The 21149-nt window shown below is 45.2% G+C and carries 32 protein-coding genes and 2 pseudogenes; 33 read left to right on the top strand and 1 reads right to left on the bottom strand.

Going from position 1 to position 21149, the window contains the following annotated elements:
- The first annotated feature begins 555 nt into the window (after nt 1–555).
- On the top strand, nt 556–1383 hold the full coding sequence (locus tag LC574_RS00325; RefSeq protein ID WP_229450962.1) for an ABC transporter permease: 828 nt from the start codon (nt 556–558) through the stop codon (nt 1381–1383).
- 53 nt (nt 1384–1436) lie between these two features.
- Nucleotides 1437–1910, top strand: coding sequence for a GNAT family N-acetyltransferase (locus LC574_RS00320; protein WP_229450961.1), 474 nt, complete (start codon nt 1437–1439; stop codon nt 1908–1910).
- 35 nt (nt 1911–1945) lie between these two features.
- Here the strand turns inward: LC574_RS00320 and LC574_RS00315 are convergent, their stop codons facing one another.
- Nucleotides 1946–2422, bottom strand: a complete 477-nt coding sequence (locus LC574_RS00315; RefSeq protein WP_100901239.1) for an NAD(P)H-quinone oxidoreductase subunit N — start codon at nt 2420–2422, stop codon at nt 1946–1948.
- Between the two features lie 997 nt (nt 2423–3419).
- Here LC574_RS00315 and rplC point away from each other — a divergent pair.
- From rplC to LC574_RS00160, 31 genes and pseudogenes are all read left to right on the top strand, one after another.
- The gene (rplC, locus tag LC574_RS00310) at nt 3420–4052 is read left to right on the top strand and encodes a 50S ribosomal protein L3 (protein ID WP_229450960.1); all 633 of its coding nucleotides are present in this window, start codon (nt 3420–3422) and stop codon (nt 4050–4052) included.
- Nucleotides 4053–4221: 169 nt separating this feature from the next.
- Nucleotides 4222–4860: a 50S ribosomal protein L4 gene (gene rplD, locus LC574_RS00305; protein WP_229450959.1), complete on the top strand. Its 639-nt coding sequence runs from the start codon at nt 4222–4224 to the stop codon at nt 4858–4860.
- Nucleotides 4853–5167, top strand: a complete 315-nt coding sequence (locus LC574_RS00300) for a 50S ribosomal protein L23 (protein WP_069070779.1) — start codon at nt 4853–4855, stop codon at nt 5165–5167. Before rplD ends, LC574_RS00300 begins: the two co-directional genes overlap by 8 nt.
- Before the next feature lie 167 nt (nt 5168–5334).
- Nucleotides 5335–6198, top strand: a complete 864-nt coding sequence (gene rplB / locus LC574_RS00295; RefSeq protein ID WP_229450958.1) for a 50S ribosomal protein L2 — start codon at nt 5335–5337, stop codon at nt 6196–6198.
- A gap of 99 nt (nt 6199–6297) precedes the next feature.
- Nucleotides 6298–6576: a 30S ribosomal protein S19 gene (rpsS, locus tag LC574_RS00290; protein ID WP_012410721.1), complete on the top strand. Its 279-nt coding sequence runs from the start codon at nt 6298–6300 to the stop codon at nt 6574–6576.
- A gap of 108 nt (nt 6577–6684) precedes the next feature.
- Nucleotides 6685–7041, top strand: coding sequence for a 50S ribosomal protein L22 (gene rplV / locus LC574_RS00285; RefSeq protein WP_190727944.1), 357 nt, complete (start codon nt 6685–6687; stop codon nt 7039–7041).
- A 55-nt stretch (nt 7042–7096) separates the two neighbouring features.
- Nucleotides 7097–7888 (top strand): 30S ribosomal protein S3, encoded by a 792-nt coding sequence (rpsC, locus tag LC574_RS00280; protein WP_229450957.1) that lies wholly within the window; start codon nt 7097–7099, stop codon nt 7886–7888.
- A 93-nt stretch (nt 7889–7981) separates the two neighbouring features.
- Complete coding sequence (gene rplP, locus LC574_RS00275) at nt 7982–8407, top strand: 50S ribosomal protein L16 (RefSeq protein WP_229450956.1); 426 nt, start codon at nt 7982–7984, stop codon at nt 8405–8407.
- Nucleotides 8408–8410: 3 nt separating this feature from the next.
- A complete protein-coding gene (rpmC, locus tag LC574_RS00270; protein WP_229450955.1) occupies nt 8411–8638 on the top strand; it encodes a 50S ribosomal protein L29 in 228 nt (75 codons plus the stop codon).
- A gap of 6 nt (nt 8639–8644) precedes the next feature.
- Nucleotides 8645–8893: a 30S ribosomal protein S17 gene (gene rpsQ / locus LC574_RS00265; RefSeq protein ID WP_229450954.1), complete on the top strand. Its 249-nt coding sequence runs from the start codon at nt 8645–8647 to the stop codon at nt 8891–8893.
- A 46-nt stretch (nt 8894–8939) separates the two neighbouring features.
- Nucleotides 8940–9308 carry a 50S ribosomal protein L14 gene (gene rplN, locus LC574_RS00260; RefSeq protein ID WP_073641953.1) on the top strand — a complete coding sequence of 123 codons (369 nt, stop codon included), beginning with the start codon at nt 8940–8942 and terminating at the stop codon, nt 9306–9308.
- A complete protein-coding gene (rplX, locus tag LC574_RS00255; protein ID WP_229450953.1) occupies nt 9308–9661 on the top strand; it encodes a 50S ribosomal protein L24 in 354 nt (117 codons plus the stop codon). The genes rplN and rplX overlap by 1 nt, the downstream gene beginning before the upstream one ends.
- A gap of 146 nt (nt 9662–9807) precedes the next feature.
- Nucleotides 9808–10356, top strand: coding sequence for a 50S ribosomal protein L5 (gene rplE, locus LC574_RS00250; RefSeq protein ID WP_229450952.1), 549 nt, complete (start codon nt 9808–9810; stop codon nt 10354–10356).
- A gap of 20 nt (nt 10357–10376) precedes the next feature.
- Entirely contained in the window at nt 10377–10778 is a 402-nt protein-coding gene (rpsH, locus tag LC574_RS00245) for a 30S ribosomal protein S8 (RefSeq protein ID WP_109011927.1), read from the top strand.
- A gap of 107 nt (nt 10779–10885) precedes the next feature.
- A complete protein-coding gene (gene rplF, locus LC574_RS00240; protein ID WP_229450951.1) occupies nt 10886–11434 on the top strand; it encodes a 50S ribosomal protein L6 in 549 nt (182 codons plus the stop codon).
- A 2-nt stretch (nt 11435–11436) separates the two neighbouring features.
- On the top strand, nt 11437–11799 hold the full coding sequence (rplR, locus tag LC574_RS00235; protein ID WP_229450950.1) for a 50S ribosomal protein L18: 363 nt from the start codon (nt 11437–11439) through the stop codon (nt 11797–11799).
- A 105-nt stretch (nt 11800–11904) separates the two neighbouring features.
- Entirely contained in the window at nt 11905–12432 is a 528-nt protein-coding gene (rpsE, locus tag LC574_RS00230) for a 30S ribosomal protein S5 (protein WP_229450970.1), read from the top strand.
- Nucleotides 12433–12567: 135 nt separating this feature from the next.
- Nucleotides 12568–13011: a 50S ribosomal protein L15 gene (gene rplO / locus LC574_RS00225; RefSeq protein WP_229450949.1), complete on the top strand. Its 444-nt coding sequence runs from the start codon at nt 12568–12570 to the stop codon at nt 13009–13011.
- A gap of 74 nt (nt 13012–13085) precedes the next feature.
- The gene (gene secY, locus LC574_RS00220) at nt 13086–14396 is read left to right on the top strand and encodes a preprotein translocase subunit SecY (RefSeq protein WP_229450948.1); all 1311 of its coding nucleotides are present in this window, start codon (nt 13086–13088) and stop codon (nt 14394–14396) included.
- A 2-nt stretch (nt 14397–14398) separates the two neighbouring features.
- Nucleotides 14399–14974 (top strand): adenylate kinase, encoded by a 576-nt coding sequence (locus tag LC574_RS00215; protein ID WP_229450947.1) that lies wholly within the window; start codon nt 14399–14401, stop codon nt 14972–14974.
- Between the two features lie 315 nt (nt 14975–15289).
- Nucleotides 15290–15514, top strand: a complete 225-nt coding sequence (gene infA, locus LC574_RS00210; protein WP_006276978.1) for a translation initiation factor IF-1 — start codon at nt 15290–15292, stop codon at nt 15512–15514.
- A 117-nt stretch (nt 15515–15631) separates the two neighbouring features.
- On the top strand, nt 15632–15745 hold the full coding sequence (rpmJ, locus tag LC574_RS00205) for a 50S ribosomal protein L36 (protein WP_015129703.1): 114 nt from the start codon (nt 15632–15634) through the stop codon (nt 15743–15745).
- 115 nt (nt 15746–15860) lie between these two features.
- Nucleotides 15861–16241 carry a 30S ribosomal protein S13 gene (gene rpsM / locus LC574_RS00200; protein WP_104906411.1) on the top strand — a complete coding sequence of 127 codons (381 nt, stop codon included), beginning with the start codon at nt 15861–15863 and terminating at the stop codon, nt 16239–16241.
- Between the two features lie 54 nt (nt 16242–16295).
- Nucleotides 16296–16691 (top strand): 30S ribosomal protein S11, encoded by a 396-nt coding sequence (gene rpsK / locus LC574_RS00195; RefSeq protein WP_069070761.1) that lies wholly within the window; start codon nt 16296–16298, stop codon nt 16689–16691.
- Nucleotides 16692–17262: 571 nt separating this feature from the next.
- Complete coding sequence (locus LC574_RS00190; RefSeq protein WP_229450946.1) at nt 17263–18210, top strand: DNA-directed RNA polymerase subunit alpha; 948 nt, start codon at nt 17263–17265, stop codon at nt 18208–18210.
- 32 nt (nt 18211–18242) lie between these two features.
- On the top strand, nt 18243–18593 hold the full coding sequence (rplQ, locus tag LC574_RS00185) for a 50S ribosomal protein L17 (protein ID WP_229450945.1): 351 nt from the start codon (nt 18243–18245) through the stop codon (nt 18591–18593).
- 109 nt (nt 18594–18702) lie between these two features.
- Entirely contained in the window at nt 18703–19563 is an 861-nt protein-coding gene (gene truA, locus LC574_RS00180; protein WP_229450969.1) for a tRNA pseudouridine(38-40) synthase TruA, read from the top strand.
- Between the two features lie 253 nt (nt 19564–19816).
- The gene (gene rplM, locus LC574_RS00175) at nt 19817–20278 is read left to right on the top strand and encodes a 50S ribosomal protein L13 (protein WP_229450944.1); all 462 of its coding nucleotides are present in this window, start codon (nt 19817–19819) and stop codon (nt 20276–20278) included.
- Nucleotides 20278–20694, top strand: coding sequence for a 30S ribosomal protein S9 (gene rpsI, locus LC574_RS00170; protein WP_104906415.1), 417 nt, complete (start codon nt 20278–20280; stop codon nt 20692–20694). The genes rplM and rpsI overlap by 1 nt, the downstream gene beginning before the upstream one ends.
- 219 nt (nt 20695–20913) lie before the next feature.
- Nucleotides 20914–21027: pseudogene (locus LC574_RS00165) on the top strand (50S ribosomal protein L31); the annotation flags it as partial.
- A pseudogene (locus tag LC574_RS00160) lies at nt 21020–21149 on the top strand (membrane protein insertase YidC); the annotation flags it as partial. The pseudogenes LC574_RS00165 and LC574_RS00160, both read left to right, overlap by 8 nt.

Raw genomic sequence — 21149 nt, 5'->3', positions numbered from 1 at the left:
ATATCTGGACAGAATTTCAACCTTGTTGGTTATTGTTTCCATCTTGAAGAATTGGTGAGTCTTTTTATTTATTTGCCGATTAAGAAATTGTTATTACCTTTGTGCTGCTTCACATGGAAATCACAGAGTAACTGTCTTTAACTTCTATATCTTACTTAACCAATTATTATAACATGTTTTTGATATCTATCAGATAGTCTTGATTCAATTTGCACAAACAACGCAGTGAGAATACTTGAATTATCTAGCTTTTTGTTTGTAATTTTGCAAAAAGTTTGAGCGGAGGAAACGTGTGCTTGCGCCGTGTACAACATTCTTTCAAACCTAACCCCAGCCCCTTCTCTAGCAGGGAATGGGAGCAAAAATCAATGCCTATCGACCTTTCAAAGAGAAGAATGGAAGCAAAGTTCCAAGAATAACTTGCACATCGCGTTGTGCTTAATAAATTTCCAAGATGAATTTTTCGTATTAGATATTTTTGTTACCCCTAGTAATTGATATGTCAAACAATGTAAATTAAAATTTAAGAAAGTTTTAATAACTAATTAGAAGCAAGTGGCATCTCAAAGAGCGTTATTCTCAAGCAAGAAGTTCAAAACTTCGCAACTTCAAATTTTTCTAGCTGATAGTCTGACTATTTTTTGGGGAGATTGGTTAGATTTACGTGTCAGAATCGTACCAATTGCTGCATCAGGCTTAATATCCCCACTGATATATATTTTAGCTTTTGGATTGGGTTTGGGTAGTTCCATCAAACCCGGCTCAGGGATTAGTGGTAACTATAACAACTATTTAGAATTTATATTACCGGGGATGGTGGCGCTATCATCGATGACAGTTAGCTTTGCTGGAACGACATTTTCGATTTGTGGAGACAGACTATTTACCAAAACCTTCGAGGAATTGTTGTTAACTCCTATACATCCCTTGGCGTTACATATCGGAAAAATGCTGGCGGGAATAGTGCGGGGGTTGATGACATCGGCTTCGGTGATTTTGGTAGCGGTGCTGTTGACTGGAAACTGGAATTTCCTCAACCCACTATTTCTATTGTTAGTGGTGCTGAATTGTTCGGTATTTGCTGGGTTAGGGGTGATTGTTGGTTTGAGTGTACGATCGCTCGAATCAGTTGGACTCTACAACAATTTTATAATTATCCCCATGTCATTCTTAGGAGCCACCTTCTTTGACCCTGGTACATTACCATCTGCCCTCAAAGTCGTAGTTTACCTATTACCACTCACCTACGCCAGCATCGGACTGCGTGCAGCTGCTCATTTACCCTTGTCTGAGTTTCCTTGGTACAGCATACCGATTTTGCTAGTAATAGCGATCGCTCTTTCTTTGTGGGGTGGTTATAAATTCGCTCACCAACAGGATTGAAGCTTTCATTACAACCTGTACTTTAACTGTTTCTGCAACAAATTCCAGAACTTATGCTGATCCGCCCCGCTAGCACAGCTGACGTACCCGCAGTTTTACCAATGGTTGCCAAAATTTGTGCTTTGCATGAGTCTTGGGATTCTGCCAAGTATGGTTTTCTGCCGAATCCAGAACAGCGTTATGAACAATGGTTGACACGTTTGGCAAATAGCGATCGCACTGTATTTCTAGTATCCGAGAATGAAGGGCAACTTGTAGCTTTTCTGGTGGCGACAATTGAGCGAGAAATACCAATTTATCGGTTACAGGAATTTGCTTTTATTCATGATATCTGGGTTGAGCCAGAATATCGCCAAAACGGAATTGCGCGGCAAATGGTGATGCTAACTATTGAACGCTTTCATCAGATGGGCGTTAAGCAAATTCGTCTAGATACAGCAATTGCTAACGAGGCTTCACGGCGGTTATTTGCATCTTGTGGTTTTCGATTCAGCATTATTGAAATGCTGATTGAATTAAGTCATTAGTCATGAGCAAATGACTAATGACTAATGACTAATGACTAACTAGCTAACAGAGTTTTTTCTAGAGAAGTCCAACGGAAGGCGCGATCGCCACCCCTCTCAATGACTACTCTTACTCGTGGTTCTAGCTGAGGCAAATTCGTTAAATACTCAAGTTCCTCATTGGAAAGAATATGCCCTTCAATAATCCACAACACCAGCCCCTTTGACTTTGGTGGTAGCTGTTCTAAATGAGAATTGATAATTGGTGGCAAATAGTACACATGACCTACTGCCGCACCACTACCAGTGCTTTTTTTACCAAGATGAGGAGGTCTGACTCCATGAATTCTTGTGAGATACGCAGCTATATCGCCCAGTCCCTTGGCGGTAATGTGGAGAGTGGTATAGCCAGCTGCGCGTAGTCGGCGCTGATATCGACCTTCATAACCCCCTTCCAGAGGTACATACACGCCAAGAGCGCCAAATTTTTCCAGATCGCGCATTAAACCGTTGCCAGTGGTAATTAGTGCCATAGATTTTCGTCTTATCCCACTTAGATATCTCTATTATTTACCCTGAACCGATAGATTAAAAGCATTTTTTTGGGCATTGGGCATTGGGCATTGGGCATTAGTTATTCTTTCTTCCCTCATTCCCTCACTCCCTCACTCCCTTATCTCCCTCATCTCCCTCATCTCCCTCATCTCCCTCATCTCCCCACTCCCCACTCCCCAAAAATAACTCGATAAATTACTGGACAAACATAAATAAATAATTTATATTATTGGATTGTGACCAAAGACGCAAATTAAAATCCCTTCTTACTGTCATTCTGAGGTAGTCTTAGCATCACAAGCTGATGAATCAATGCAAATTGGATAATCTAACTCAGAGCGATCGTAGACTGGTAAACTAAGAAAGCTTTCAGGTCAACATTGGAGCTTATGGACGAATAATCAAAGCCAATCCAAAGCTCCAGAGTACATTTACTCCTGTGCCTCCCAAAAAGCAGGCAAAATCTTAAACAATAGTTTAAGGTGTTTAAGGAAGTAAAAACTGAGCAGCAATGTTGGTTTCATGGCATTACGTCAGTCTCAGTTAACGGATACTGGGTGGTAAAAACCGCTTAAGTCCAACTGCAACACGGCAGTAGCCAACCTCCGGGAAGCCGTCTTATGGGCGAAAATCGGAAAACCCCGCCGACAGCGCTGCCTCCAGAAAGTGCCAGAGCAATTGCTTGGACGAAAGCATTGCTGCACACAGCTTAAAGCTGTAGCGCCTTGCATTGATTCCAGAAGTTACTCCTTCCCAATGGGAAGGGACTTGTGGCTGTTCTGGTGATCTAGTGAGTGAAGCTAAACAGATTCACCAAGCAGTACGGACACGGTTTGTTGTGTCCGAAAGTATTTGGAGCGGTTTATTTAAACCATTCAAATTTCGCAGGCTAACCCAGCCTAAACTGATGCGTACAAAGCGTGTCCTCTAGAGTCCAATTCCAAGGTCAGCAAGTAGAAAGGAGAACCAGTTACTGTGTCTGTAGGTATTCTCGGCACCAAGCTGGGCATGACCCAAATATTTGACGAAGCAGGAGTAGCTATTCCTGTAACTGTCATTCAAGCAGGGCCATGCACCGTTACACAAGTTAAAACGAAACAAACCGACGGTTACTTTGCCATTCAAGTTGGTTATGGCGAAGTCAAACCAAAGGCACTGAACAGACCACTACTGGGCCATTTAGCTAAATCATCTGCCCCAGCATTGCGTCACCTAAATGAATATCACACCGAAAGTTCTGGTGATTATGCTTTAGGTCAAGAGATTAAAGCAGATATTTTTAGTGCGGGTCAAATTGTCGATGTAGTCGGCACAAGCATCGGTCGCGGCTTTGCGGGAAACCAGAAGCGCAACAACTTTGGTCGGGGGCCCATGTCACACGGTTCCAAAAACCACAGAGCGCCTGGTTCTATTGGTGCTGGTACAACACCAGGTCGTGTCTATCCAGGTAAGCGGATGGCAGGGCGTTTAGGTGGCAAACGTATCACAATCCGTAAGCTGACCATAGTGCGAGTTGATACAGAACGCAACTTATTGCTAATTAAGGGAGCAATTCCTGGTAAACCGGGCGCTTTAGTAAGTATCGTGCCTGCAAAAACAGTGGGATAGTCAAAAGTTATTAGTCATTAGTCATTAGTCAGTAGAGACGCGATTAATCGCGTCTGTACAATGGTCATTAGTCAATTGGTTAAAGGACAAAGGACAAATGACACAGGACAAATGACACAGGACACAGGACAAATGACAAAAGACAAATGACAAAGGACAAATAACAAAGATGGTTGAAAGCGTAGTTAAAAATTGGCAAGGAGAACAAGTCCGCGAGACGACCTTCGAGTTGCGCACTGCCAAGGAAGAAACAGCGTCTCATATTGTACACCGCGCCTTGGTACGGCAATTGACTAATGCTCGTCAAGGAAATGCCAGTACAAAAACTCGTTCAGAAGTCAGAGGCGGTGGCCGTAAACCTTGGCGACAAAAAGGTACTGGTCGCGCTCGTGCCGGGTCTATTCGTTCGCCACTGTGGCGTGGTGGTGGTGTAATCTTTGGGCCAAAGCCCAGAGACTTTAACCTCAAGTTGAACCGCAAAGAGCGACGTTTAGCACTGCGGACAGCATTTGTCAGCCGCATAGACGATTTGATCATAGTAGAAGAATTTAGCACCGAGCTATCTCGCCCGAAAACTAAAGAATTAGTGGCAGCCCTTGCTCGTTGGGGAGTAGCACCAGAAAGTAAGTCACTGTTAATTTTGTCTGAAATTGCGGATACAGATAACGTTTATTTGTCAGCCCGTAACATTGAAAATTTAAAACTAATTGCAGCCGATCAGCTAAATGTTTTTGATTTACTGCACGCTGACAAGATTGTAGTTACGGCATCAGCCCTAGAAAAAATTCAGGAGGTCTACAGTGCCTAGCTTTGACCCCCGCGACCTTGCCGACTTAGTGCGTCGCCCAATTGTCACTGAAAAAGCGACCATTTTAATGGAGCAGAATAAGTACACCTTTGAAGTAATTCCAAAGGCATCTAAGCCAGAGATCAAGGCTGCGATCGAAGACTTGTTTCAGGTCAAGGTTGTAAAAGTCAACACCACTCTACCACCGCGTAAAAAGCGGCGCGTTGGTAAATTTATCGGTTACAAACCCCAATATAAGCGAGCCATTGTTACAGTCGCACCTGGGGATGAAGACAAGATTAGACAAGTCCTATTCCCAGAAGTTTAACAAAGTTATGAGTTAGGAGTTAAGAGTCAGAGTTACTAAACTCAAAACTCACAACTCAACACTCAGCAACGCCAGTTGCTACAACGGAGGGAACCTCCGCAACGCACTGGCTCCTCAGCAGTGGCTCAACGCCCCGCTATCGCTAACAGCACTCAGCACTTAAAAATATGGGTACTCGTTCTTATCGCCCTTATACCCCCAGCACTCGCCAAGTTACAGTTTCTGACTTTGCGGAGATCACAAAAACCGAGCCAGAAAAATCCCTAACTACCTCGAAGCATCGCGCCAAAGGTCGAAATAATACCGGGCGGATTACCAGTCGTCGCCGGGGTGGCGGACACAAACAACTTTACCGGATCATCGATTTTAAAAGGGATAAACATAACATTCCTGCCAAAGTCGCAGCAATTGAATACGATCCTAACCGCAATGCCCGAATTGCCCTTTTGTATTACCAAGATGGCGAAAAACGGTACATCCTCCATCCCAACGGCTTGAAAGTTGGAACAATAATTATTTCTGGGCCTGAAGCTCCCTTTGAAGATGGTAATGCTTTACCTCTCTCAAAGATTCCCTTGGGTACTGGTGTTCACAACGTAGAAATGACTCCTGGCAAAGGTGGTCAAATCGTGCGTGCAGCTGGTGCTAGCGCTCAAGTTGTGGCAAAAGAAGGTGATTATGTAACTCTCAAGTTGCCTTCAGGAGAAGTCCGCTTAATTCGGCGCGAATGCTACGCCACCATTGGGCAAGTAGGCAACACTGATGCGAGAAACCTAAGTGCAGGTAAAGCAGGGCGAAATCGCTGGAAAGGTCGCCGTCCTAAGGTTAGAGGTAGCGTCATGAACCCAGTGGATCACCCACATGGTGGTGGTGAGGGTAGGGCACCTATCGGTAGATCAGGGCCTGTTACACCTTGGGGTAAACCCACATTGGGCGCGAAGACACGCAATCGCAAGAAACTTAGCAGCAAATTGATTGTGCGTCGTCGTCGTAAGTCTTCTAAACGCGGTCGCGGTGGTCGTGAGTCTTAAAGAGTTAGGAGTTAAGAGTTATAAGTTGAGAGTAAAATCTAACTCCTAATTCCTAACTCCTCACTCCTAATTCCTAAATCCTAAATCCAAAATTGAACTATGGGTCGTTCTCTAAAAAAAGGTCCTTTCGTTGCGGATCATCTCTTAAAGAAAATTGAAAAGCTCAACGACAACAACAGAAAAGAAGTTATTAAAACTTGGTCAAGAGCTTCGACAATTTTGCCTCTAATGGTAGGTCATACCATAGCTGTTCACAATGGACGCCAACACGTTCCAGTTTTTGTAAATGAACAGATGGTAGGACACAAGTTGGGTGAATTTGCCCCGACACGCACCTACAGAGGTCATGGAAAAAGCGACAAAAAAGCAGGTAGGTAGTGATTAGTCATTTGTCATTAGTCATTGGTCATTAGTTATTAGCTCTCGACAAAGGACAAAGGACAAAGGACAAATGACAGATGGCAAATGACAAAATTGGAGAAAATTATGGCTACTAATACTACTGAAGTAAAAGCGATCGCTCGTTTTATCCGCATCTCGGCCTATAAAGTGCGTCGCGTACTCGATCAAATTCGGGGGCGATCGTACCGGGAAGCGTTAATCATCCTGGAATTCATGCCCTATCGCGCCACTGAACCCATATTGAAGGTTCTCAGAAGCGCTGCTGCCAATGCCGAACACAACGCTGGGTTAGATCGGACTCAACTAGTGATTACTCAGGCTTATGCCGATCAAGGGCCATCGCTGAAGCGGTTCCAACCAAGAGCGCAAGGTCGAGCTTACCAAATTCGCAAGCCGACGTGTCATATTACTGTGGCCGTTGCAGCCGCCCCAGAAAAATAAGCTTTTTTTACACGAAATAAATTGCGTAAAGTAAGAAATTTTAGAGGAAGCATTCGTGGGACAGAAGATTCATCCAGTTGGTTTTCGCCTGGGTATTACACAAGAACATCAATCCCGTTGGTTTGCTGTTCCTGATCGCTATCCAGAACTTCTCCAAGAAGATCACAAACTCCGTCAATACATAGACCAAAAGCTGGGTAGACTCGCTCAAAACAATGCCGGTATTTCCGAGGTGCGGATTGAGCGCAAAGCCGACCAAATCGACTTAGAAGTACGCACCGCTAGACCAGGTGTAGTAGTGGGCCGTGGTGGTCAAGGTATAGAATCCTTGCGTACCGGACTGCAAGGACTTTTGGGTAGTAATCGCCAAATTCGCATTAACGTAGTTGAAGTCCAACGAGTTGATGCTGATGCCTACCTAATTGCCGAATACATTGCTCAACAATTGGAACGTCGGGTTTCCTTTCGGCGGGTAGTGCGGCAATCGATTCAACGGGCCCAACGCGCTGGTGTCCAAGGTATTAAAATCCAAGTCAGTGGTCGGCTCAACGGTGCAGAAATTGCCCGGACAGAGTGGACTCGTGAAGGTAGAGTACCTTTACATACCTTACGGGCTGACATTGACTACTCTTATTGCACGGCAAAAACTGTTTACGGTATTTTGGGCATCAAAGTATGGGTGTTTAAAGGAGAAATTATTCCTGGACAGGAAGAAACTCCGCCACCACCTGCAAGCCGCGAACGTGAACGCGATCCCCGTGATCGCGGCGATCGCGATCGTGAACCCCGTCGCCGTCAACAACAACGTCGTCGCCAGCAATTTGAAGACCGCTCAAATGAAGGATAAATGGGAATGGGGCATGGGGCATGGGGCATAGAGAATTGACAATGCCCAATGCCCAATGCCCAATGCCCAATGCCCAGTACCTAGTAGCCAATCATGTTAAGCCCTAGAAGAACTAAATTCCGCAAACAACAGCGCGGACGGATGGAGGGACTAGCCAGCCGTGGCAGCACCCTCAATTTCGGTGATTTTGCACTCCAAGCGCAAGAACCTGCTTGGATTACCTCGCGGCAAATCGAGGCTTCTCGTCGGGCAATGACTCGTTATATCCGTCGGGGTGGACAAATCTGGATTCGGATTTTCCCTGATAAACCTGTAACCATGCGTCCTGCTGAAACCCGGATGGGTTCAGGTAAAGGTTCGCCAGAGTTTTGGGTAGCTGTAGTCAAGCCAGGACGTATTTTGTTTGAAATCGGTGGGGTTTCTGAAGAAATCGCCCGTGAAGCTATGCGTTTGGCTTCATTTAAACTGCCCATAAAAACCAAGTTTATTGTGCGCTCTCAACCACAGGAGCAGGAGTAGCTTATGCCTCTTCCCAAGATGTCAGAAGTAAGAGAATTAAGTGACGAGAAACTTTCTGAAGAAATTGTCGCTATCAAAAGACAACTATTTCAGTTGCGCTTGCAAAAAGCTACAAGACAATTAGAAAAGCCCCACCAGTTCAGACAAGCCCGACACCGCCTAGCCCAGTTGCTGACGCTAGAGACAGAACGCAAACGGGCAGCAAGTCAATTGGCTAAAGAAGAAAAGTAGGAGATTATGGCAGTTAAAGAACGAGTTGGCTTGGTAGTGAGCGATAAAATGCAAAAAACTGTGGTAGTAGCCATAGAAAACCGCGCTCCTCATCCCAAGTACGGCAAAATTGTGGTTAACACCCAACGATATAAAGTTCACGACGAAGAAAATAAGTGTAAAGTAGGCGATCGCGTTCGCATTCAGGAAACTAGACCCCTGAGCAAAACCAAGCGCTGGAAAATCACAGAAATTCTCAACGTCAAGCCTACTTAAACCTCATCGTTGTTAGAAACTAACAACATTACAAGGGAGAATAATTGTGATTCAACCCCAGACTTACCTGAATGTCGCAGATAATAGCGGTGCCCGCAAACTAATGTGCATCCGCGTTTTAGGCGGAGGCAACCGTCGTTATGGTTTTATCGGCGATAAAATTATCGCCGTTGTCAAAGATGCTACACCTAACATGGCTGTCAAAAAGTCTGATGTCGTGGAAGCAGTAATTGTCCGGACTCGGAAAGCTGTAAATCGTGACAGTGGTATGAGCATTCGCTTTGATGATAACGCCGCCGTGATCATCAACAAAGACGGTAATCCCAGAGGCACACGGGTTTTTGGCCCAGTTGCACGGGAACTGCGCGATAAAAACTTTACCAAAATCGTTTCTCTGGCTCCGGAGGTGCTTTAATGGCAACCAAACAGGGTACGCCCAAAGTATTCCACAAAATGCACGTCAAAACTGGCGACACTGTACAAGTGATTGCTGGCAAAGATAAAGGAAAAGTTGGTGAAATTATCCAGGCACTTCCCCAACTGAGTAAAGTTATTGTCAAAGGTGTCAATATTAAAACCAAGCACGTCAAACCCCAGCAAGAAGGGGAATCAGGGCGGATTATCACCCAAGAATTCCCAATTCATAGCTCCAACGTGATGCTTTATTCCACTAAGCAAAACGTTGCCAGTCGTGTTTGTTATACCTTTACCTCAGAAGGCAAGAAAGTCAGAAAGCTCAAGAAAACTGGCGAGATTGTGGATAAATAGTCATTAGTCATTAGTCATTGGTCATTAGTCATTAGTCATTAGTAAAAAGACAAATAACAAAGGACAAAGGACAAAGGACAAAGGACAAAGGACAAAGGACAATAAAAGTTCCCTGACCAAGCCCAGGGATATCAGGACAAAAAACTATGGCGACAACAAGACTCAAAACCTTATATCAAGAGACAATCGTCCCCAAACTGATCAATCAGTTTCAATATACCAACGTTCATCAAGTACCGAAGTTGGTAAAAGTTACTATTAACCGGGGTTTGGGTGAAGCAGCTCAAAATGCGAAGTCGCTGGAAGCATCCATAAACGAAATTTCAGTGATCACTGGTCAAAAACCAGTGGTGACACGGGCGAAAAAGGCGATCGCTGGCTTTAAGATTCGTCAAGGAATGCCTGTGGGGATCATGGTTACTCTCAGAGCCGAACGGATGTATGCCTTTTTCGACAGACTAGTTAGTTTGTCATTACCCAGAATTCGAGATTTTCGCGGCGTTAGCCCTAAAAGCTTTGACGGACGCGGTAACTACACTCTGGGTGTCAGAGAACAGCTAATTTTTCCAGAAGTCGAATACGACAGCATCGATCAAGTGCGTGGTCTGGATATTTCCATCATCACCACAGCAAAAAACGACGAAGAGGGACGCGCCTTACTTAAAGAATTAGGAATGCCCTTTCGCGATCAATAAGTTCATCTATAGAGGGAACGATGGCGGCTAACGACACAATTGCAGATATGCTGACGCGCATCCGCAATGCCAACCTGGCGCGGCATCAAACTACACAAGTGCCAGCGACAAAAATGACCCGGAGTATTGCCAAAGTACTACGGGAGGAAGGCTTTATTGCTGAAATCGAAGAAGCAGAAGAAGGGGTAAAACGCAATCTGGTGATTTCCCTGAAATACAAAGGTAAAAACCGTCAGCCTCTGATCACCGCCTTAAAGCGAGTGAGTAAGCCTGGCTTGCGTGTTTATTCCAACAGAAAAGAATTACCAAGGGTACTAGGCGGCATTGGCATTGCCATTATTTCTACATCCAGTGGCATTATGACTGACCGCGAAGCGCGGCGTCAGAACTTGGGTGGCGAAGTGCTTTGTTACGTTTGGTAGTCATTGGTCATTAGTCATTGGTCATTAGTCATTTGTCATTAGTGAAAGACAAATAACAAAGGACAAAGGACAAAGGACAAATAACAAAGGACAAAGGACAAAAAGTCATGTCTCGTATTGGTAAACGTCCAATTACTATTCCCGCCAAAGTTCAAGTGGCGATCGATGGTGCGAATATTGTGGTGAAAGGGCCCAAAGGAGAACTTTCTCGCACTCTCACACCTAATGTCTCACTTTCTCAAGAGGGAGACATATTACAGGTAAATCGTCGGGATGAAACTCGTACCTCAAAGCAGCTACACGGCTTGAGCCGCACTTTAGTTGCCAACATGGTCGAGGGAGTTTCCCAAGGTTTTCAGCGCCGTTTGGAAATTCAAGGTGTTGGTTACCGCGCACAAGTTCAAGGGCGTAACCTAGTTTTGAATATGGGTTATAGCCATCAAGTGCAAATTGAACCACCAGAAGGAATTCAGTTTGCCGTAGAAGGTACCACTAACGTCATTGTTAGCGGCTATGACAAAGAAATTGTAGGCAACACAGCCGCCAAAATTCGTGCCGTTCGTCCACCAGAACCTTACAAAGGTAAAGGCATTCGCTATGCCGGTGAAGTGGTCAGACGGAAAGCTGGTAAGACTGGTAAGGGTGGTAAGAAGTAGAAATGAAACTTACTCGTAGAGAATCAAAAAACCGTCGTCATCGACGCGTTCGTGGCAAAGTTGTTGGCTCCCCAGAACGTCCGCGTTTAGCGGTATTTCGTTCTAATGAGCATATTTATGCCCAGGTAATTGATGATACTCAACATCAAACTATAGTGGCAGCATCGACTGTAGAACCAGAGTTGAAATCTAGTTTAGCGTCAGGTGCAAACCGCGACGCATCGGTGCAAGTTGGTAAGTTGATCGCAGTGCGATCGCTAGAAAAAGGCATCACCAAAGTAGTCTTTGATCGCGGTGGTAACTTATATCATGGTCGTGTCAAAGCGTTAGCAGATGCAGCACGCGAAGCTGGTTTAGATTTCTAAAGTCATTGGTCATTAGTCATTGGTCATTGGTCATTTGCAAATGACAAAGGACAAATGACAAAGGACAAAGGACAAAGGACAAATGACATTAAAAGAGCAGAAATTATGGCAACAGAGCGTAAAAGTAGAACAAAGCGTGCCAAAAAAGAAGAAACCACTTGGCAAGAGCGGGTTATCCAAATCCGCCGCGTAAGTAAAGTGGTCAAAGGTGGTAAAAAACTCAGCTTCCGAGCGATCGTTGTCGTTGGTAACGAACGCGGTCAGGTTGGTGTCGGAGTAGGCAAAGCCTCAGATGTAATTGGCGCGGTCAAAAAAGGCGTAGCCGACGGCAAAAAACACCTTATTGATATCCCAATCACCAAATCCAACTCCATCCCCCATCCCATTGATGGTGTTGGTGGCGGTGCGAAGGTAATGATGCGCCCAGCCTCACCTGGTACTGGGGTAATTGCAGGTGGTGCTGTGCGGACTGTGCTGGAATTGGCAGGAGTTCGTAACGTCTTGGCCAAGCAACTTGGCTCTAACAATCCGCTCAATAATGCTAGAGCCGCAGTCAATGCCTTATCTACACTGCGGACTCTTTCTGAAGTCGCGGAAGATCGTGGTATTCCTATTGAAAGTCTCTACATCTAATTTAGTCATTAGTCAGAGACGCGATTAATCGCGTCTGTACATGGTCATTAGTAAATGACAAAGGACAAATGACAAAGGACAAATGACAAATGACAAATGACAAATGACAAACGACAAATGAGAACTTGATAACTTATGAGAATCAATGATGTTAAGCCGCAAAAAGGCTCAAAGAAACGCAAGCGGCGTGTAGCCAGAGGTATTTCTGCTGGTCAAGGTGCCAGTGCTGGTTTAGGTATGCGAGGTCAAAAATCTCGTTCTGGTAGCGGGACTCGACCAGGTTTTGAAGGTGGTCAACAGCCATTGTACCGCCGCTTACCTAAGCTGAAGGGCTTTCCGATTGTTAATCAGAAGATTTACACTACGATTAATGTAGAGAAGCTAGCCTCCCTTCCTGCTAATACGGAAGTAACTTTGACCTCCTTGAAAGCCGCAGGTATCCTGACTGCTGTCAAGGGGCCATTGAAAATTTTAGGTAATGGGGAATTGAGTACTCCGCTCAAGGTACAAGCGGCAGCTTTCACAGGTTCAGCTCGTAGCAAAATTGAGGCAGCTGGTGGTAGTTGTGAAGTCTTATGAGTGAGCCGGAACAGCGCACTTAAATGCAAGCCAACTCGCTGTCAGCGCCTGGTTCACTATAAAGGTAGCACTCTATGATTAGTCGAGATAAAGCCCCAACGGCTCAAGAAACTTTTATGCAGATGGCGCAAGCAGCTGGCCTCAGAGGTAGGCTGCTTGTCACTGTCGGTATTTTAATTTTGGTTCGCCTCGGTATCTTCTTACCCGTACCAGGCATTGATAGACCTAGATTTGCCGAAGCCATATCAGGCAATAATTCCATATTTGGCTTATTGGATATATTTTCCGGGCGAGGACTTTCGACTTTGGGAGTCTTTGCTTTAGGGATTTTGCCCTTCATTAATGCGTCTATTATCATCCAATTGCTCACCGCAGCGATTCCATCTCTAGAAAATTTACAGAAAAATGAAGGCGAAGCAGGTCGGCGCAAAATATCGCAAATTACCCGCTATGTCACTGTAGTTTGGGCAATTCTTCAAAGTACAGCTTTTTCGGCATTATTCCTTCAGCAATTCGCCTTAAAGCCAGGGCCCATTTTCGTAGCTGAAACTGCGATCGCTCTGACTGCTGGTTCTATGTTCGTCATGTGGGCATCAGAACTGATTACAGAACGTGGTATTGGCAACGGTGCATCATTGTTGATTTTTGTCAACATTGTCGCATCATTACCAAAAGCTTTGGGTGATACCATCGACTTGGTGCAAGTCGGCGGTCGGGAAACAGTGGGTCGTGTGATAGTGCTGCTCTTAGTTTTCCTAGCAACAATTGTTGGTATTGTGATTGTGCAAGAAGGAATGCGCCGCATCCCAATTATTTCGGCTCGTCGCCAAGTAGGTCGGCGAGTGTTGGCAGAACAGCGTAGCTATCTGCCCCTGCGGTTAAATCAAGGCGGCGTGATGCCAATTATTTTTGCTGCTGCTATCCTCAGCTTGCCTCTGCTGATAGCCAATTTTACTAAAAATGCCGATTGGGCGAATATAGTTAACACTTATTTGAGTCCAAGCGGTTCTAGCTCTTGGGTCTATGCCTTGGTCTACATGATTTCCATCATTTTCTTCAGCTACTTCTATTCTTCGTTGATTCTCAACCCAGTAGACGTGGCGCAAAACTTGAAGAAAATGGGTTCTAGTATTCCTGGAATTCGTCCCGGCAAGGCAACTAGCGAGTATATCGAACGCGTATCCAACCGACTCACTTTTTTGGGTGCGCTCTTTTTGGGCTTGGTTGCGATTATCCCTACCGCTGTAGAAAGTGCTTTGAATGTGAAAACTTTCCAGGGAATAGGTGCTACCTCTTTGTTAATTTTAGTTGGTGTGGCAATTGAGACAGCCAAACAAGTCCAGACTTATGTCATCTCTCAGCGCTATGAAGGAATGGTGAAATAATAGTGACGCGATTAATCTTCTTGGGGCCACCTGGAGCGGGTAAAGGAACACAAGCTCAAACTTTGGCTGAACACTTGAATATTCCCCATATTTCTACTGGTGAAATATTAAGACAAGCCATGAAAGAGCAAACTCATTTGGGAATCAAGGCTCAAGCTTATGTTGATAGCGGCGAGTTAGTACCCGATCAGCTAGTGCAGGACTTGGTACAGGAGCGCCTTAGTCAACCAGATGCCAAAAATGGTTGGATTCTTGATGGTTTTCCCCGCAAAGTGACCCAAGCAGGTTTTCTGGAGAAGTTACTGGAAGAAATACATCAGAGTGGCGAAAGGGTAGTCAATCTAGATGTACCAGATGAAGTTGTGATCGCACGTTTGCTAGCTAGAGGACGAAAAGATGATACTGAAGAAGTGATTCGTCGTCGTTTAGAAGTGTACCGCGCTGAAACTGCACCTTTAATTGATTATTACGGCGATCGCAAAAAACTCCTAACAGTCAATGGCAATCAGTCCCAAGAAGATGTCACTGGTGAACTGCAAAAGGTAATCCTTGAGGATGAGGGGGATGAGGGGAGATGAGGGGGATGAGGGGGATGAGGGAGATGAGGGGGATGAGGGGGATGAGGGGGAAAAGGAAAATAACCATGCCCATTTGCCCTGAGCGAAGCCGAAGGGATGCCCAATGCCCACTTGCCCTGAGCGAAGCCGAAGGGATGCCCAATGCCCACTTGCCCTGAGCGAAGCCGAAGGGATGCCCAATGCCCCCTCCCAAGAAACAGATCAATTTTAGCTAAGATATATTAATAAACTGTTGATATATTTCTTAAAGTGTGTTCTCTTGCAGATAAAGTGCTGCAACTGAACACGAAATTGTTGAGTTGAGGAAAAAACAAATTGTCTAAGCAAGATTTGATTGAAATGGAAGGCACGGTTACAGAGTCCCTGCCCAATGCGATGTTTCGCGTTGACTTGGACAATGGCTTTAACGTGCTAGCTCACATTTCCGGCAAGATTCGCCGCAATTATATCAAGATTTTGCCCGGCGATCGCGTCAAGGTAGAGTTAACTCCTTACGACTTGACCAAAGGCAGAATTACCTATCGACTACGAAAGAAGTAAGTATATGTAGAGAATTTTACCATAAAACCATTTTTTTGGCTGTTTGCTAGTCATTGAACTGGATTAATTTTCCTAGAAATGCTATAATTTTATATTTGGAGTCAAAAAATAAAAGGCATGAAAGTTAGAGCCTCAGTCAAGAAAATTTGTGAAAAGTGTAACGTGATCAAACGTCGTGGTCGCGTGATGGTGATCTGCGTGAACCCCAAGCACAAGCAACGTCAAGGATAACACTCTTACCAACAGAGCCAGTTGTAGGACGCATCTCATCATTAAAACGAAAAAACGCGATTAATCACGTTTTTCCAACCAACAGTAATTGCGAGAACAATAGGGAGAGTTCATTGTGGCACGTATTGCCGGAGTAGACCTTCCACGCGATAAGCGCGTCGAGATCGGTCTGACTTACATCTACGGAATTGGTTTATCACGTTCTCAAGAAATTATAGCGGCTACTGGTGTGAACCCAGACACTCGCGTTAAGGACTTAAGTGATGCCGATGTGACAGCCCTACGAGGGGAAATAGAAACCAACTATCAAGTTGAAGGCGACTTGCGGCGCTTGGAGTCTTTGAACATCAAGCGCTTAGTTGACATTGGTACCTACAGAGGTCGTCGTCATCGCATGGGCTTACCAGTCAGAGGACAAAGAACTCGCACCAATGCCAGAACCCGTCGAGGCAGAAGGCAGACAGTGGCTGGGAAGAAGAAGGCTCCAGGGAAATAATTTTGCAACGCTTGCTAATCCGAGCAAGTTTTACCTTAAATCAACTAAACAAGTATGGCGAGACAACCAACTAAAAAAACCGGGAGCAAGAAACAGAAACGGAATGTACCCAGTGGGATGGCCTACATCCAGTCTACTTTCAACAATAGCATTGTCACCATTACCGATCAAAATGGAGATGTCATTTCCTGGGCTAGTGCTGGTTCTAGCGGTTTTAAGGGAGCAAAAAAGGGAACTCCCTTTGCAGCGCAAACTGCTGCTGAAAGTGCAGCCCGTAGAGCCATCGATCAAGGAATGCGCCAAATTGAGGTAATGGTCAGTGGGCCAGGAGCAGGTAGAGAAACCGCTATCCGGGCGCTTCAAGGAGCAGGACTGGAAATTACACTCATTCGGGATATTACCCCCATTCCTCACAATGGTTGCCGTCCACCCAAGCGCCGTCGAGTTTAAACACCAAGACTTGGGCATTGAGTAAGACAAGCTACAACCAAAGTAAATAAACTTACTTACGATGACTGCTTGGGCGTCTAACGTGCAAATTGTCATTAGGTGAAAGCTTAGGCGACCAAAAGCGCGTCAGATTTCCCGGAGGGAAAGCTATTAAACTTTGGGAACCCAAAATATTATTAGCGCCTGCAAGCTCAAGGGGAGTGTCAAACTATACGGTAATTTTATAGTAGTAGTTTGATATACCTATAATCTACAGGACATAAAGTCAACCAATTTTGGATTTTGGATTTCCGATTTTGGATTGAACCCGACCATGAGGGCACGGGGCTTGAGGATTTTAAATTGGAGATTTTGGATTTGTTCTGTCCACTTAAATTTTAGATTTTATTTGGATTTTCGATTAGGAAAATCTTTCAATCTCAAATCGGCAATTCCATTATCTAAAATTCTGCGGGGCGGGGCATGAGCCAAAAAATCTAAAATCTAAAATCTAAAATCTAAAATTCTTAGTCAATTCAGGAGGCAATTGATTTGTCTGCTAGCAGCACCTTAGAAAAAGGGAGGCTCATCCGTGGCGCAGTTTCAAATTGAATGTGTAGAGTCTAATACTGAAGAAAGTCGGAACCATTACAGTAAATTTGTTCTGGAACCTCTAGATCGTGGTCAAGGAACAACGGTTGGCAACGCACTGCGGCGAGTTTTACTTTCCAACCTAGAAGGTACAGCAGTTACAGCAGTGCGGATTGCAGGCGTTTCACACGAGTTTGCTACAGTTCCGGGCGTGCGGGAAGATGTACTGGAAATCCTCATGAGAATGAAGGAAGTTATCCTAAAAAACTATTCCTCGCAGCCCCAGATTGGTAGATTACTCGTTAGCGGCCCAGCAACAATCACTGCGGCGCATTTTGATTTGCCCAGTGAAGTAGAAGTCATCGATCAGACTCAGTATGTAGCCACCATCGCTGAGGGTGGAAAGCTGGAAATGGAATTTCGGATCGAGAAAGGCAAAGGCTATCGCACCGTAGAGCGAGGACGTGAGGAAGCCACATCGTTGGACTTTCTGCAAATCGACTCAATATTTATGCCGGTGCGAAAAGTCAACTACAGTGTTGAAGAATCTCGTGGGGAAGGCTTGATTCCAAAAGACCGACTGCTGTTGGAAGTTTGGACAAATGGCAGTATTTCTCCCCAAGAAGCACTATCCTCGGCTGCTGGAATCTTGGTAGATTTATTCAACCCCTTGAAAGACATCTCCCTAGAACCAACAGACACAGGTTCGGAGATTCCAGACGATCCAACTGCCCAGATACCCATCGAAGAGTTGCAACTTTCTGTGCGGGCATATAACTGTCTCAAACGGGCGCAAGTTAACTCTGTGGCAGATTTGTTGGATTATACCCAAGAAGACCTCTTAGAAATTAAGAACTTTGGGCAGAAGTCAGCAGAAGAGGTTGTGGAAGCTTTGCAGCGACGCTTGGGCATCACCCTGCCAATGGAAAGAGGCTCTAAACACCCTTAAGAAAAACCGTTCATAACTCATAGTGCATAATTATGCGTCACCGTTGTCGCGTCAAAAAACTCAGTAAACCAGCCGATCAACGCCGTGCTTTACTGCGATCGCTCACCACCGAACTGATCCGTCATGGTAAGATCACCACCACTTTAATTAGAGCGAAAGTTCTGCGAAGTGAAGTGGAAAAAATGATTACCCTAGCTAAAAATGGCTCCTTGGCAGCACGCCGGGAAGCTCTTGGCTATATCTTCGACAAACAACTGGTTCACGCTCTATTTGAGCAAGCTCCAACTCGATATGGCGATCGCCAGGGCGGTTATACCCGCATCCTGCATACCGTACCGCGTCGGGGTGATAATGCAAAAATGGCAATAATTGAATTGGTTTAAGTCATTAGTCATTAGTCATTAGTCATTAGTCATTAGTCATTAGTGAATAACAAAGGACAACTGACTTTGGACAAAGGACGAAAGACAAATGACAAAGGACAAAATCTGTATGTTAGAAAGCCACCAGCCTACACAAACTCATCGAGTAGCCTTGGTAATCCAATACCTGGGCACTCATTTTCATGGCTGGCAACGGCAAAAAAAACAACGGACAGTCCAAGAAGAGATTGAAATAGCGATCGCTACTATTCTTGGGTATCATGTAACATTACACGGTGCCGGACGAACCGATTCTGGAGTTCACGCTGCTGCTCAAGTAGCCCATTTTGAAGCAACAGGTTTAATTCCGCCTCATAAGTGGGCAACAATCCTCAACAGCTATCTGCCGCCAGATATATTAATCAGGGCTTCAGCTAGTGTAGATAACCGTTGGCACGCTCGCTTTAGTGCAGCCTATCGACGGTATCGCTACACAATATACACTGAAGATCGGCTTAACTTGTTTGTAAGACCCTTCAGTTGGCATTATTATTATGCACCCCTGGATGAATCTTTAATCCAAGCTGGCCTGAAACCCCTCTTGGGAAAGCATCACTTAGCTGCTTTTCACCGTGCAGGCTCAAAGCGATCGCATTCCTGGGTAGAGGTACAAGCAGCAGAGTGTCGTCGCAGTGGGCCATTTATCCATATTGAAATACAGGCAGATGGATTTTTGTATGGCATGGTACGGCTGTTGGTCGGGATGCTGGTACAAGTAGGTTCTGGACAACAGACACTTTCTAGCTTCACCGAACTCTGGAAAGAACAACGTCGAGAAGAAGTGAAACACGCCGCACCGCCTCAAGGCTTATGCTTGTTGCGAGTTGGCTATCCAGATTTTCCCTTTCCAAAAGAGATTTGGTACGACACCTTGCCCAAGTTCGTCACTAGTCAAGAGTCATTAGTCATTGGTCAGTACAGACGCGATTAATCGCGTCTGTACAATGGTCATTAGTGAATAACGCTGGTGCAACTTTACTCTCAAACCTAACCCCCAACCCTTTCCCTACTAGCGTTGGGGAGCAAGAATCAAAGCCTCTCTCCAACACGGAGAGAGGAATGGAAGTGAGGTTTCAAGAACAAGTTGTATATCGCGTTGAATAACAAAGGACAACTGACAAAGGACAAATGACAAAAGACAATTGACTAATGACAAATTAAAAATGACAAAGGACAAATGACAAATGACAACTAGTAAAACATACCTTCCTTCTCAAGCTTCCCTTGAGCGTGAGTGGTACATAGTAGATGCCACCGATAAACGCCTCGGTCGCCTCGCCAGCGAAATCGCCCAGGTATTGAGAGGCAAAAAGAAACCCGAATATACACCCCACCTAGATACAGGTGACTTCGTAATCGTCATCAATGCCGAGAAAGTCGCAGTCACAGGCAAAAAGCGCACTCAAAAGCTTTACCGTCGCCATTCTGGTCGTCCCGGTGGGATGAAAACCGAAACTTTCGCTAAACTGCAACAACGCATACCAGAGCGGATTTTAGAACAAGCTGTTAAAGGTATGTTACCTAAAAATAGCCTGGGTAAGCAGTTGTTCACCAAGCTGAAAGTTTACGCTGGGCCTACGCATCCCCACGATGCCCAAAAACCCAAAGAACTACAAATTAGTACAATTCCTGGAGAAGAAAATTAATGGTAGTAGCAGATGCTAATAGCGGTCGCGCCGTATACTGGGGTACTGGTCGTCGTAAGAACGCAGTAGCACGGGTACGTTTAGTTCCAGGCACCGGTCAACTGATTGTCAACGGTAAAGATGGAACCTTGTATTTCCAATTCAACCCCAACTACCTGGGAGTGATTAAAGCACCCCTGGAAACTCTGGGACTAGAAAATGAATATGACATTTTGGTGAAAGCAGAAGGCGGCGGCTTGACCGGACAGGCTGATTCTGTTCGTTTGGGAGTTGCTCGTGCTTTGTGCCAACTAGACCCAGACAACCGCCCACCTTTGAAAACTGAAGGTTATTTGACTCGCGATCCGAGAGCAAAAGAGCGGAAGAAATATGGTTTACATAAAGCTCGGAAAGCGCCTCAGTATTCTAAGCGTTAGGGAATTGGGCATGGGGCATCCCTTCGGCTTCGCTCAGGGCAAGTGGGCATGGGGCATGGGGCATGGGGCATTGGTTTCTCCCACTTCCTCATCTCCCTCATCTCCCTCATCTCCCGCTACTCCATCATCTCCCCACTCCCCACTCCCCACTCCCCACTCCCTAGCTCCAATTGAAACCTGAAAGTTATAATTGATTATAGATTCATCACAAAAAGAACAATGGCTAAAGCTGATATTCACCCCAAGTGGTATCCAGATGCTAAAGTTTACTGCAACGGTCAAGTTGTTATGACCATTGGCTCTACCAAGCCAGAATTGCATGTAGATGTTTGGTATCGGCTTTCTCTCGAACAACGTGATGCTACCAATCATAGATTTTTTCTATGGTATTGTGCCTAGCTACGGATTGGCGATCGTTGCTTTGACATTGATAGTCCGCTTCGCGCTCTATCCCC

Source organism: Nostoc sp. CHAB 5715 (genome assembly GCF_020829685.1).
Taxonomy (GTDB): Bacteria; Cyanobacteriota; Cyanobacteriia; order Cyanobacteriales; family Nostocaceae; genus Nostoc.
This window is presented reverse-complemented; position numbering and strand designations above follow the sequence as displayed.